The organism is Candidatus Woesearchaeota archaeon (assembly GCA_016180285.1).
Taxonomy (GTDB): Archaea; Nanobdellota; Nanobdellia; order Woesearchaeales; family JACPBO01; genus JACPBO01.
This window is the reverse complement of the sequence record JACPBO010000017.1, coordinates 779-14,645: the sequence shown is the minus strand read 5'-3', so window position 1 is coordinate 14,645 and position 13,867 is coordinate 779. Positions and strand designations below refer to the sequence as shown.

Annotated in this window: 9 protein-coding genes, 2 tRNA genes and 2 rRNA genes; 5 read left to right on the top strand and 8 right to left on the bottom strand. The window is 40.7% G+C overall.

Features of this window, described 5'->3' with window-relative positions; all coding sequences use genetic code 11:
- Nucleotides 1-166: 166 nt before the first annotated feature.
- The 3 genes from HYU07_03885 to HYU07_03875 all read right to left on the bottom strand — a co-directional run bounded on the left by HYU07_03885 (nt 167) and on the right by HYU07_03875 (nt 5,539).
- Nucleotides 167-3,632, bottom strand: a 23S ribosomal RNA gene (locus HYU07_03885).
- Nucleotides 3,633-3,748: 116 nt separating this feature from the next.
- Nucleotides 3,749-3,875 (bottom strand) — tRNA-Ala (locus HYU07_03880).
- Between the two features lie 47 nt (nt 3,876-3,922).
- A 16S ribosomal RNA gene (locus HYU07_03875) occupies nt 3,923-5,539 on the bottom strand.
- The 16S and 23S rRNA genes sit together here with 1 tRNA gene alongside, the layout of an rRNA operon.
- Before the next feature lie 235 nt (nt 5,540-5,774).
- On the opposite strand from HYU07_03875, the gene HYU07_03870 reads away from it, so the two are divergent.
- From HYU07_03870 to HYU07_03855, 4 genes are all read left to right on the top strand, one after another.
- A complete protein-coding gene (locus HYU07_03870) occupies nt 5,775-7,103 on the top strand; it encodes an RNase J family beta-CASP ribonuclease (GenBank protein MBI2129353.1) in 1,329 nt (442 codons plus the stop codon).
- Nucleotides 7,104-7,155: 52 nt separating this feature from the next.
- Complete coding sequence (pcn, locus tag HYU07_03865; GenBank protein ID MBI2129352.1) at nt 7,156-7,902, top strand: proliferating cell nuclear antigen (pcna); 747 nt, start codon at nt 7,156-7,158, stop codon at nt 7,900-7,902.
- A gap of 61 nt (nt 7,903-7,963) precedes the next feature.
- A complete protein-coding gene (locus HYU07_03860; GenBank protein ID MBI2129351.1) occupies nt 7,964-8,398 on the top strand; it encodes a hypothetical protein in 435 nt (144 codons plus the stop codon).
- A 20-nt stretch (nt 8,399-8,418) separates the two neighbouring features.
- Nucleotides 8,419-8,979, top strand: a complete 561-nt coding sequence (locus tag HYU07_03855; protein MBI2129350.1) for an epoxyqueuosine reductase QueH — start codon at nt 8,419-8,421, stop codon at nt 8,977-8,979.
- On the opposite strand, the gene queA is transcribed toward HYU07_03855, so the two are convergent.
- From queA to HYU07_03830, 5 genes are all read right to left on the bottom strand, one after another.
- Complete coding sequence (queA, locus tag HYU07_03850; GenBank protein ID MBI2129349.1) at nt 8,904-9,929, bottom strand: tRNA preQ1(34) S-adenosylmethionine ribosyltransferase-isomerase QueA; 1,026 nt, start codon at nt 9,927-9,929, stop codon at nt 8,904-8,906. The two genes, HYU07_03855 and queA, sit on opposite strands and share 76 nt — an antisense overlap.
- On the bottom strand, nt 9,926-10,624 hold the full coding sequence (locus HYU07_03845) for a queuosine precursor transporter (GenBank protein MBI2129348.1): 699 nt from the start codon (nt 10,622-10,624) through the stop codon (nt 9,926-9,928). The genes queA and HYU07_03845 overlap by 4 nt, the downstream gene beginning before the upstream one ends.
- A complete protein-coding gene (locus tag HYU07_03840) occupies nt 10,621-11,241 on the bottom strand; it encodes an HAD family hydrolase (protein ID MBI2129347.1) in 621 nt (206 codons plus the stop codon). The genes HYU07_03845 and HYU07_03840 overlap by 4 nt, the downstream gene beginning before the upstream one ends.
- A gap of 29 nt (nt 11,242-11,270) precedes the next feature.
- Nucleotides 11,271-11,358: transfer RNA gene (locus tag HYU07_03835), tRNA-Gly, on the bottom strand.
- Complete coding sequence (locus tag HYU07_03830) at nt 11,359-12,060, bottom strand: hypothetical protein (protein MBI2129346.1); 702 nt, start codon at nt 12,058-12,060, stop codon at nt 11,359-11,361.
- Nucleotides 12,061-12,178: 118 nt separating this feature from the next.
- On the opposite strand from HYU07_03830, the gene HYU07_03825 reads away from it, so the two are divergent.
- On the top strand, nt 12,179-13,159 hold the full coding sequence (locus HYU07_03825) for a hypothetical protein (protein MBI2129345.1): 981 nt from the start codon (nt 12,179-12,181) through the stop codon (nt 13,157-13,159).
- Nucleotides 13,160-13,867 lie beyond the last annotated feature (708 nt).

Below are 13,867 nucleotides of genomic sequence, written 5' to 3'. Positions count from 1 at the left end.
AGAAATCGTAGTTCACACTATCAAAATAATTTTTAAAAAAATAAAGAATAACCATGCATAGAGTATTCAAAGTCGAACTGTTGGAAATCGCATGCTGAATGCATTGCCGAAGCTTTGCACGTACACACCGATTCCATTGAACAAGTCTTTTGCTTGTGTTCATTGTGTCTATTTTCAAGGAGGGCTTCGAGCTTAGATGCTTTCAGCTCTTATCCCTTAAAAGCGTAGCTGTTCAGCGTGCCTTTGCAGACAACTGATTCACCAGAGGCTTCGAATGCCCGTTCCTCTCGTACTAGAGCATTCTTCCTTTCAGACACAAAGCATTTCCAGTAGATATTAAACAAACTGTCTCACAACGTTCTGAACCCAGCTCACGATCCCTTTTAATCGGTGAACACCCGCACCCTTGGCCGCTTCTGCACGGCCAGGATAGGTAGAGCCGACATCGATGTAGCAAGCCGCGCCGTCGATGTGAACTCTCAGGCGCGACGACTCTGTTATCCCCGGAGTAACTTTTCGGTCATCTCTAGCCCCCAGCAAGGAGGACATAGAGGTTCGCTAGGCCACACTTTCATGTTTGGATTCTTTCTTAGTGGAAATCCAATCAGGCTGACTTTTGCCCTCGCACTCAACTTCGGATTTCTGACCCGAATGAGTCAGCCATTGGGCTCTGCTGATACTTTTTCAGCAGAGTGCCACCCCAGCCAAACTGTCTATCTATCGCTGTTTTAACTTTCGTTAATTAGCGACGTAAGTCTTAATGAGTGGTGTTACATTGGCGTCTACACTTAACCTAACGATTAAGCTTCAAACGACTCCCACTTACGCTATACACCAAAACTCACGTTGCAACAACAGACTACAGTAAAGTTTCACGGGGTCTTCACTTCCCACTGGAAATCTCTGGCTTTTACACCAGAAAAGAGTGTTCAGAGGACTTCAATTGGGGACAGTGAGGATCTCGTTACGTCATTCATGCGCGTCGTCATTCAAACGACAAGGTATTTCGCTCACATCTGTTACTTTAATGGCCTCTTAGAGGCGGCTGCGCATTTCTGCACAGCTCCTAACATCGCTGTTAGGGTCGGACTATATCTTACTCCTGTTTGGAGTTCCGGCATATAGTCTCTGAGGATTCTAGATTTCTTTTGACTTGTCGGTTCATCTGAGAAGCCAAGTTAGCAATTTCATGTAATCCTTCCTTTGTCAGATGCTGTTTGCTGTTCATCAATTCGATGATTTGAGCAAAGATTTCAAAGCTTCTTTTCTTCGAAGTTTCAAGAGGATTTTCCTTGAAAAATTTTATCAATTTATTCAAGTTTTCGATTCCCCTTACTCTGAACTCTTTTCGCTCATCGTGATTTCTTTCAACGCTTCCAAAGCCAAAAAATAATTTCAACTTATGAAGCACTTGTTCATCACGCTGATGCTGAACAACTCTGAATTCGGGAAGAACTTGCCAACCTAGAGTCATTTTTGGTAGCTTGTTTATGGCTACATAAAAACAACCTTCTCCATCGACAAACCCTGTGATCCACTTATCATCTAGTCTTTCCTGCTGATTGTCCGCACTCATCACATTTTCACCAATAACACTTGCGCATTCAGCTTTATAAGCTTTATGCGCACACTTGTCCACTGGTAGTGTGAGATTCTCGGATTTTCCAGCAAATAGCCAGATTTTATTAAGGCGACAAAATCACCTTAAGAGAGTTATAGTTACTCCCGCCATTGACCTGTCCTTAGCCTCCTTGAATAGAGGTTTGAGATACAAGCATTGGGCAGACGTCACCTTCCATACGCACCCTTGCGGGCTAGCGGAAAGCTAAGTTTTTGTTAAACAGTCGGACCCTCCTTGTTATTGCACCTTGCAATCGCACTTATGCAGCACGACCGCAGGGACCCCTTCTACCTAAGCTACGGGGCTAATTTGCCGAGTTCCCTCAATTGAATTAATCCTTCACACTTTAGGCTACTCACCTAGGGGCACCTGTGCTGGTTCTGGGTATAGTTATTCAAGATTTTTTTCAGTTCCTTTTTCATGGACTCCTGGCCTAAACCAAATATTCCATAGGAATACTCATCTCAGATTTAATCTGGTTCTCATCGTTACGATACTCCCCAGATTTATTCTGATTGGCATGATAAATAACCATGTTGGTCCAGCCAAAAATTTCAGAAACTGAACTTGCGTTGCCGCACATACTCGAACAGTAAAGGAATATTAACCTTTTTCCCTTTCCTAATACACTCCAATTGGGAGATTAGTTAGGACTAACTTACCCTTGACTGATTTGCATTGTCAAGGAACCCTTGCCCTTTCAGTGGCAGTGATTCTAACACTGCTATGATCCTACTGACGCCAGGATTTTCATTTCTATGAGGTCCACATCCTCTCGCGAGAATATTTCTGCCCTCATAGAACGCCTGCTTACCACACATCCGAAGATGGTCTATAGTATCGGTAACCAATTTAGCCCCGTCCATTTTGGAGGCCAATAGTCTTGACGAGTAAGCTGTTACGCACTTATTATAGGGTGGCTGCTTCTGAGCCAACCTCCTCGCTGTCTTAGACTATTGACGCTCTTCAGCCTATAACACTTAATTGGTTTTTGGGACCTTAACTATAGTCTGGGTTGTTCCCCTCTCGGAATTCAAGTTTACCCCGAATCCCCGTTTCCCAAGGTCTTAGACGCTAAAATATTCGGAGTTGGACAGAGGACCGACTTCTTTCGAAGCCTAAATCCAAAATCCGTACCTCTACCATCTTAGCTGTCTCACCTGAGACTTGACTGCGGCCAACTTCAGCAGGAACCAGCTATCACCAGACTCGATTGGCTTTTCACCCCTAGCCCAAGGTTAGGATAGCACTTGCTCGTAGCAGAGTTGCAGGCCTCCACGAGGTTTTACCCCCGCTTCGCCTTACCCTGGGTTAGATCGTCTGGCTTCGGGTCGCACTCAAGTGACTAAAGGCACTTTCACACCTTGCCCCTCATTGCTTGCGGGCAATTGCTTTCGCTTCGGGTTCTCTTTTTAAGATTACCCTTGCCACTCAAATGCACTCCCTGGCACGTTATTCGAAACGCATGGTGCAACTCCTAAGAGCCGCACCCCACTATTGTTATTAGGTTTCAGGTTCTTTTAACTTCCTGTTAAGGGTTCTTTTCAACTTTCCATCGTTGTACTTCTACGCTATCGGACTCTATACGTGTTTAGAGTTGGATGTTGATGCCACCCAAATTCCTGTTTAGTATCCGGTAAACAGTACTCAAGATACTGCCACATCCTCTGTTTTACCTTTACGGGACTATCACCCTGTTGCGCCCTCCTTTCCAGAAGAGTTCAAGTCAAACAGTAGGACTAAAAGGCAGTCTTCAACACCACATCTCTTTTATCTTTCAATAAAAGATTCAGTTTGCTCTTTGCTGTTTTCAGTCGCTCTTATTAACAGCATCTCGTTGATTTCTTTTCCTGCAGGTACTAAGACGTTTCAATTCCCTGCGTTCCCGATCCTTTCGGATCTAATGAGAAGTCTCATTCAGAGATCTCTGGTTCAAAGCTTACATGCAGCTAGCCAGAGCTTAATGCAGCTTGTCGCATCCTTCTTCGGCGTTAGAGCCGAGTCCTTCACCTAATAACATTTTTCTGAACACTCTATGCATGGCTTCATAATCATTACACTAGGATTAAGATGTAATTTTTCTACCTTTAATATTCGATATTACAATACCGAATATCTGATTAAAAATGGACCCGTCGGGACTTTCAAAAATGGTCCGCTGGGCCATAATAAACGTGATTTTTTGAACCCGAGGCCCCCGCCTTTCTTTAATATTATGCAAGGGCGATGCTCTACCAGTCTGAGCTACGGGCCCATATTATGAATTTTAGGGCAATGATACATCGACAATATAAAAATAAAAAGGAGGTGATCCAACCGCAGGTTCCCCTACAGTTACCTTGTGACGACTTAACCCTCCTCACTGGGCCTAGATTCGATTTAATCAATAAACCAAACCTCATCTAGACTCTGCTCGGATGGTTTGACGGGCGGTGTGTGCAAGGAGCAGGGACATGTTCACCGGACGCTGTTGACGTCCGATTACTAGGGATTCCAACGTCACGAGGACACTTACATTCCTCGATCTGGACCAAGATAGGGTTTAGAGGTTTAGCTTCTCCTTTCGGAGTCGCAGCCCATTGTCCCTACCATTGTTGCGCGCGTGTAGCCCAGAGCATTCGGAGCATACAGACCTACCGTTGCCTGCACCTTCCTCCTTGTTTCCAAGGCAGTCCCTACAATGTGCTCGATCACATAATTCGTTAGCAATTGTAGGTACAGGTCTCGCTCGTTACCTCACTTAAGAGGACACTTCACAGCACGAGCTGGCGACGGCCATGCGCTACCTCTCGGCTTGTTAAGTAAGGTCTTCAGCCTGACTTTCATCCTGCCGTCGGTTCTGGTGAGATTTTCGGTGTTGAATTCGATTGAACCGCACGCCGCACCCCTTGTAGTGCTCCCCCGCCAATTCCTTTAAGTTTCGGTCTTGCGACTATACTTCCCAGGCGGCGAGCTTAGCACCTTCGTTACGACACTGCATATTCCCGAAGAATATGCAACACCTGGCTCGCAGAGTTTACAGCTGAGACTACTCGGGTAGTTAGCGAGTAAATTTCCACTACTTCCAGATTCAACTCGTAATTGTAGTTTAACAGCGAAATTTACGAGTCTAACTCCAGAAATTTTTATAAGAAAATTTCTCGTATCTAATCCGGATCGCTCCCTCAGCTTTCGTCCCTCACTGTCGGAGTTGTTCTAGTCAGACGCCTTCGCCACAGGTAGTCTTCAATGGATTATAGCATTTTACCGCTCCCCATTGAATACTTCTGACTCTTCCCAATCCCTAGTCTGATAGTGTCTTCTGCACGTTGTTAAGTTGAGCCTAACAATTTCACAAAAGATTTATCAAACCAGCTACGGACGCTTTAAGCCAAATAATTATGATCGCCACTTGTGGTGCTGGGATTACCGCGGCGGCTGGCACCAGTCTTGCCCACCACTTATTCTCCAAGATTTTTGCTCTTGGCAAAAGCCTATGTAAAAACATAAGCACTTAGGGTCCCCTTATCACGCTTTCGCGTAGTGTAAAGTTTTCGCGCCTGCTGCACTCCGTGGAGCTAGGGCCAGTATCTCAGTGCCCTTCTCGGGGCTATCTCTCTCAAGACCCCTACTGATCTCCGGCTTGGTGAGCGTATAAAATTCTGACGGAGTTTTATTGTTTCCTTCAGAAATACATTACCTCACCAACAACCTAATCAGCCGCCGACTCATCTTATGGCTTTGCATTTCAGAGAAGGCGCATTCCAGCCTCAATCCCCTGCCAGGTATTACCCTCAATTTCTCGAGGTTATCCCTGACCATAAGGCAGATTATCGACGTGTTACTGAGCAGTCTGCCGGGACTCTTGCGAATCCCAAGACTTGCATGGCTTAGTCGAACCCTAATAGCAGCGATCTTCCGCAGGATAAACGGAAATTATAGTTAATCGCAGACTAACTTGTCAATATCATTGCCCTAATTCATGCCCGATACCAATATCGAGCATACATGGTAATTGTGCATTTAAAAAGCAGAAACTTTTTTTGGAGGTGATGTTTATTTTTGGATAAAGAGGGGAAAGGTTGTTTATTTATAAAGATTTCTATTTTGATGCGGGCATTATCATTTTAAATTAAATAAAGTTTATAAAGATGCTGTTTCTTTTAATGCATGAATGGTTGAGATTTTTGCAATTGGCGGCTATAATGAAGTTGGAAAGAATATGACTGCCATCAAAGTCGGAGATGAAATTGTTATTCTTGATATGGGCATACACCTGGACAGCTATATAAAATACACGCAAGATGAGGATATTGAAAATTTAAAAGAATCAGACCTTAGAAAGGCAGGGGCTGTTCCTGACGATATGCTGATATATGATTTAAGAAAAAAAGTTATAGCGATTATTCCAAGCCACGCGCATCTGGACCATGTTGGCGCCATCCCATACTGCTCCAATAAGTATGACGCTCCAATCATATGCACGCCATTCACGGCAGCCGTTATAAAGGCAATCATGAGGGATGAAAAAATAAATTTAAGAAATGAAATAAAATCCTTAAACATAAATTCAAAAATAAAATTATCAGAAGACATTACTGTTGAATTTATAAATGTAACACATTCCACCCCCCAGACAATAATTGTTGCATTGCACACTAAAGAAGGCGTTATTTTATATGCTAATGACTTTAAGTTTGATTTATACCCGACATCAGGGCAGAAGCCGAATTTTGAAAGGTTAGAAGAACTTGGCAAGGAAGGAGTTTTTGCTTTAATTGTCGATTCAACATACGCTTCTTTGGCGCAAAAAATGCCTTCAGAATCAGTTGCGCAGCAAATGCTTAAAGACGTTATGCTTGGCACAAACTCAAGAGGAAAAGCTGTTGTTATCACAACTTTTTCAAGCCATATTGCGAGGCTTAAGTCGATAATTGAATTTGGAAGGAAAATGAACAGAAAGATTGTTTTTCTTGGAAGAAGCCTGGCAAAGTACAGCTATGCAGCAGAAGATATTGGACTGGCTTATTTCTCAAAAGATGCTGAAATAGTAAAATTTGGCAGCAAGGTGAAGAGAAAATTAAACGAAATAATGAAAAAAGGCAAGGAAAAATATCTTTTGGTTGTAACTGGCCATCAAGGCGAGCTTAAATCGACATTGTCGAGAATGGCTGACCTGAAAACGCCGTTTATTTTTGATTCGGAAGATCACGTTATTTTTTCTGCGAGAGTCATTCCTACCCCAACAAACATTGAAAACAGGGCAATTCTCGAGAAGAAATTAAGAGAGCTTGGATGCAGGATTTTCACAGACATTCATGTAAGCGGCCATGCTGCAAGGGAAGACTTAAGGGATATGATAAATCTTGTAAAGCCCAAGCATGTAATCCCCGCGCACGGAGAGCCTTCGATGCTTTCTTCTTTGATAGACTTGTCAATTGAAATGGGGTACAAAAAGGAGAATGCTCATTTAATGCAGAATGGCAGTAAGCTTTCTTTGTAAAAGCGAAATCTATTTAAAGAAGTTTGATATAACATCAACCCAGGGGGATAAAATGAAACTTACACTTGCTGAGCCGAAATACCTTAAGGAAAGCATAGCTATAATTTCTGATCTTGTTAACGAAGCCCGCTTCAAGGTTACAAAGGATGCAATTGAACTGATTGCAATGGACCCTGCAAATGTTGCAATGGTTATTTATAAGCTGCTGAGCAGCTCTTTTGTTGAGTATGATGCGAAGGGAACCACGGAGTTTGCAATCAACATGAGCAATCTGAAGCAGATATTGAGGAGAGCAGGCCCTTCTGATATGCTTACAATGGAGCTAGATTCCGACAACCGCCTGAAGATAACATTAAAAAGCGCATCTACAAGGGTGTTCTCGCTGCCTGTCATCGATATAGAAGAGAGAGAGCAAAGAATCCCTGAGCTGGCTTTTCCAATTTCAATAAAAATGCCGTGCAATGTTTTAAATGACGCAATAGATGATGTTGATGTTGTCGGCGAGTCAGTGAGCTTTGCGCTTGAGTCGGGGAAATTTGTTGTTTCTGCTGAAGGCGACTTGTCAAAAGCGAGGATTGAAATAAAGCCGGCTGATGAAATTAAAATAATTTCTGATGCGAAAGATAATGTAAAGGCAAAGTATTCAATAGAGTACCTTAAAAAGATGATCGGCGGCTCTAAAATAGCAGATGAGGTTTTGATACAGTTCAACAAGGATTATCCTTTGAAGCTTGATTACAGGACAATCAATAAGGTTGAGCTTGCGTTCATACTTGCGCCAAGAGTTGAGAACGAGTAAATTATTCATCACTATTTGATTTCTATTAAAGTTTATAAATACCGTTCAAATTTTCCGGGATATGACTCCGAATGATTTCCTTAAAGACTGGATCATCAATTTTGCAAAGCACAAAGATGTTTTGACCAGAAACATCACAGAAATAATTGAAAATCCGCTAACAATTAAATTCAAGGACAAAGAAGTTGCTTATCTGGCAGAGCCGAAGCTGAATGACGGGCTGATGCAGAAGATTGGAGAGAATAAAGGCGTTGTCACATTCAATACAAAAGAGAATTTTGATTTTTTTGCAAAGCACTTCAATGAATTTTCCAAGTTTAAGGGGCTTGTTTTTTATTTTGTGAATCCGTTTTCAAACTTGGATACAAAATGGCTTATACATCCTTATGTGCATTCGCAGATATCTGACAATGTTTCCTTAAAAACCGGGCTGAAAGCAATGTTTGAGACAGTTGATCCGCTCCCTGAAGAAGAAATTAATGAAAAGTTTAAATAACGATTTGAATTTCTGCCATTATGGAAAAATTACTGCTGCATGTCTGCTGCGCGCCATGCTCGACGCATGCAATTGAATTTCTGAAATCAAGGTATGATTTAGTTTTATTTTTTTCCAATTCAAATATTTGCCCTGAAGAAGAATTTGATAAACGGTCTGAGAATGCAAAGAAGATTGCAGAAGTTTCTGATCTAAAAATAGTTTTTGATGACTATAAGCATAAAGAATGGCTTGAGTTTGTCAAAGGCCTTGAGAATGAGCCAGAAAGAGGCAAGAGATGCTGGAAATGCTTTGAATTCAATCTAAGGAAAACTGCTGAAAAAGCCAGGGAATTGGGCTTTGACTGCTTTACAACAACACTAACTATAAGCCCGCACAAGGATTCAAAGAAGATTTTTGAAATTGGGAAAAATCTTGAAACCGGGGAAATACGATTTTTGGATATTGATTTCAAGAAAAAAGACGGGTTTAAGCATTCTGTCGAATTAGCTAAGAAACATGATCTTTACAGGCAGAGATATTGTGGATGCGAGTTTTCTTTGAGAAGCAGCATTGCATCTCCAAAGCTGAAAAACCTGTAATTGTTTTTTATCGCTTCTTTATAGGCCTTCAGAATGTTTTTTCTCCCATAAAATGCGCAGGTTAACAGCAACAAAGAAGATTTCGGAAGATGAAAGTTAGTTATGAAGCCGTCAACCTTGTTTTTAAATTTATAACCCGGGTAAATGAACAGATTTGAATATCCTGATCTGGCAATTATTTTTTTATTTTTGTTCAAAGATTCCAGAGCTTTTAATGAAGTTGTTCCGACAACGAACAACCTTCCTTTTCTTTTGTTTATTATTTCTGCATTCTTTTTGCTGATTGAAAAATATTCCGGCTCCATCCTGTGCTTTGTAAAATCCCCTTCCCTTATGTGCGAAAATGTGCTGAAAGAAATGTGCAATGTCAATCTTGCTATTTTAACTCCCTTGTTTTTTAGTTTTTTTAACAGGTTTTTTGTAAAATGCAGGCCCGCAGTCGGCGCTGCCAATGATCCTTTTGCTTTGGAATAGATAGTCTGGTATTCGCTGTCTTTCCTTATTTTGCTTTTAACATATGGCGGAGTCGGGAGTTCTCCGATTTTCTCTATTATTTTATTCATGTTCTTATTGAATTTTACTTCAAACAGGTTATTTTTTTTATTTGTTATTTTTCCTTTTATTTTATTTTTAAAAATGAATTCTGACCCTATTTTTGGCTTTCTTGTTTTGATAAGGCATTCGCATACATTATTTTTCAGGCTTTTATTTATGATAAATTCAGCTTTGCCTCCGCTGATCTTATTCCCGACAATTTTATTTGGCAGGACTTTTGTTTCATTAATGACGAGAACGTCGCCTCTTTTCAGATAACAAATGATATTGTAAAAATGCTTGTGCTCAATTTTGCTGTTTTTTACAACCATTAATTTAGAGTGGTCCTTCGGCTCAGCAGGATGCTGCGCAATAAAGCTTTTGTCAAGACTGTAATCAAAATCAGACAATTTCATTTTGCTGCAAAAGGGTTGAAGTTTGTTTTATGGTCATAATAATCTTCATTTTCCTTTATTTTCAAAAATCTGACAATTTTGTAAGTTATTGGCGTGAATAAAACTTCAACTCCCACTTTGAATATATAGTTCGAGATAATTATTGCAATCAACAGAGATAAAGGCAAAATTCCGAGAAATGCAATCAAGACGAATAGCAACGTATCAACGCCCTCTCCGACTATTGTTGATCCGATTGTCCTTGCCCAGAGCCATCTTCCTTTTGTCCATATTTTCATCTTAGCGAGAACATAAGAATTTGAGAATTCTCCTGCGAAGTAAGCAATTAATGAGCCTAAAACAATCCTTGGCACAACTCCAAGGATTGCATCATAAGCTTTTTGGTTTCCCCAGCCAATAGCCGGCGGCAGCAGTCCTACGATCCAGAAAATTATGCTCGCCAGAATTATGGAGAAAAATCCAGTCCAGATTACTTTTCTTGATCTTTTGTAGCCGTAAACTTCTGTCAGAACATCGCCGAAGATGTACGCCAATGGGAACAAGATCGTGCCGCCATCAAAGGTGAATGGGCCCAAATTCAGGATTTTTGAGCTTGCAATATTTGAGATCAATAAAACAGCAACAAATAATCCTAAGATTATGTCGAAGTACTTGAAATTTGTTTCTCGGTTTTTTATTTTTAGGGTTTTTTTCATTTTATGCGAATAACATTTTTAAGTTCATCCAAATCATCTATGATGAAATCAGGGTTTTCCTTTGACAGCTTTTCTTTTGGCTGATATCCCCAAGAAACTGCGATTACAGTTACTTTTGCTTCTTTGCCTGCATCTAGGTCATGAGTCATGTCCCCTATATAAGCGGTCTCTTTATTATTGAACCTATTTCTTTTCATTATCCCTGATATCGCTTCTCTTTTATCATGCACGCTTCCTTTTACTTCTATGAAAAATTTTTGAAAACCATAGTTTTTCAGTTCTTTTTCCAGTTTTTTCTGCGGGTGTGAACTTAAAATGGCCAACTTAATCCCCTTTGTTTTAAAAAAGCTTAATATCTTTTCTGCTTTGGGAAATGGTTTTGGCTCATTAACTGAGTTTATTTCTTTGAAGAATAATCTGTCAATTTCTTTCTTACCAATATCCTTCTTATATTTTTTATAAAAATTCATATACGGCAGGATAAATTCTTTTTTATGTTTTTCTGAACTTAAAACTTTTAATCCTAATTTTTTGAAAATCCGCATTGCAGCAGCATGGCCGCTATCCCAATCATCACTAAGTGTTCCAGACCAGTCAAAAATAATGTTTTTAATCATTTTTTGTTTATTCGTACGTTACATATTCATGCGGCTACCGGGAATTGAACCCGGCTCGCAAGCTCTTTCTGCAAAATTGCCTGGGAAGCTCGCATCATACCGATAGACCATAGCCGCTTATTTGGCAATCTTCCACATGATTTCGAAGTAGTTTTTATAGCTTTCTGCGATTTCCTTGTTTTTGATCAATATTGCAAAGGGGTTTTGCGACCAGAGGATAATTGCAGCCTTATCGCCATAGATGTTTGTTGCTGCGTGGCTCTTGAATTCTTTTGGCAGGTATTTTATTTTGCATAAAGGTATTTTTTTGCCTATTTTCTCATTAAAGATCGCCTTTACATTTATTTTGTGCCTTATTCTTTCTTGGTCATAATGAGGAAAGTAGTACTTGACAATCTCATCTGCATTTGAAGAGGCGCCGAAAATCAGGATTTCTTTTCCCTCTTTTATCTGGTCATCAAATATGGCCTTTAAAGCCTGCTTTCCCCTGAAGAAAACTGTTTCCTGCTTTTCTTTTGACAGACCATATTTTAGTTTAAGCTCAGGCATTATTGAATTTATGTTGTTTTCCTTTTCCTTCAGAATGTCTTTTAATCTTTCCGGAGCCACAGCTTCAAAATATTTCCTGTTATTTGTCTTCAAATAGGAAACAAGGCCTTTTTGTATCAGGCGCTCGATTGCGTCATAAACGCTCCTTCTGTGTATGCCTGATTTTTTTGTTATTTCGCCTGCCAATGAAGGGCCGAGCTCCAATAATGCAAGATAAATTTTTGCCTCTGTTTTTGTCAGGCCAGCGTCTTCCAGGAATTTTTCGTCCATGATATCGGTTAAATGGTCCCCATATATAAATTTTATGGTGATTTATATCACCACAATAATTAATATAGCTTTCTTTGCACCCTATTCAACAGGATAATTGATATCGGAGGCGATAAAAATGGTTGAAATCTTGGAAAAGATCCCTGTAAAACAGGCAAGAATGATTAGGGTGCCTAAAGAAAGGCCAGCAATATTTGGAGAACCGGGCTATGAAGATATAATTTATGGCGGCCTTACTGTGCCATCAGCTTTAAACAGAAGATTTCTGCAAAAATGCAGCGTTGATATAAGGGCAAGCGAAGACGGCCTTACACAAAAAGAAGTAAAAGAGAGAATACGGCAAACAAATGCGGATAAAGATCTGTACTTAAGATTTGCAGGAAGCAGGCCATTGTCAGTTGTAACGGACAGCTTTATAGAAATAAGCCCAAGAGAGATCGCCAAAGAAGCATCAAAGCTAATTGGAAAAAATCCTGCAATAAGATACTTCCGCAATAATGAGAGCCTGCAATTCAATTTCCCGCTGAACACAAGGTTCAAGGGAATAAATCTTGTTTTAAACACAGGCGATTATGGGGTTTATGGCGGCTCTGGGTTAGATGCAGTAAGCTATGGAATAAGCTGGTATAATCGTACATGCTCAAACTGGACAATATTTCTTAATAAAGCGATGAAAAGGGGCATTGGCAGGGTTATTCACAGGAGAGATGACGATCTTGCCAAAGGGCTGATAAAAGCAACTGCATTAGTATCTGAACTTGAAGGAAAAATCGATGAAAGCAGAGATAAGCGGTTCACTTTCAATGAGCTTAATGATTATTTTGACAGGTATGAAGGAAAAGGCCTTAACAAAAAGATTGCAGATCAAATACGGCAGGAAAGCCCTCTGGGCATCAGCGCTTATGACCTTTCATACAAGCTTACTCTGCTGTGCCAGGATGAAAAATTATCTGACATAACAAGAGCAAGGATAGAGTTTCTAGCAGGAGAAGTCATACTTTGCTACGACAGCATAAAGAACGGCTTATTTACAACGCGGCGGGTTGGAAGTCGACTGGATTCAGGCAATCTGCCTAAAAGGTATGTCGGCTTGAACTAAGATGAAAACAAAAATAGACAAAGAGCTGGAGAAAAAAGAGCTTAGAAGACAAGGAATGGTGGACTGGCTTACACCAATAGCTAATGAAGGCAAGCTTAACATCTTTTTTGATCCAACTCATCCAGATAGGAGCTGACGCAGCCGTCTACCGACACTCGGAACCAAGATACTTCTCCATCTACTCCACCTGCCCCGCAGGGAGCTTCGACAACAGCGTCACCAAGTCATCTCCCCCATCATCCCGCCCCGACATCGTAAGAAATCGGCAAGAATATTCAGGCGCTTGGTGTATAGTACATTCGTGCTGAGGAAACTTTTGTGGTTAGACAAAGTGTTCTTTACAATTCTGGTCAAGAGTTTATGATGCTCAAGCGCATCCTCAACAATTCTCTGAGGGAAAATTGGAGTCTTGCCGAATTCAACTGAATTTTTTTCTCCGTAGATACAGGAGCTCTAATCTTCTTAGTAACCTCCCATCACACCCTAACAGCCATAAGAACCCGCAGGTGAAAGATTCACCATTACCACAATATTCCTCCATCACTATGATAATCCCGCAAAACTACCAGCAAATCATTGAGGCTCCCATTGAATTAAATTAACACTATCCGATTCTTTTCAAACTCCCCCTAGATTTAGTTTACACCTGAGCTTGCCCTGCAACCTACAACTCTCCAACAGCCGCCAATAACAAATTACCCTTCAGAT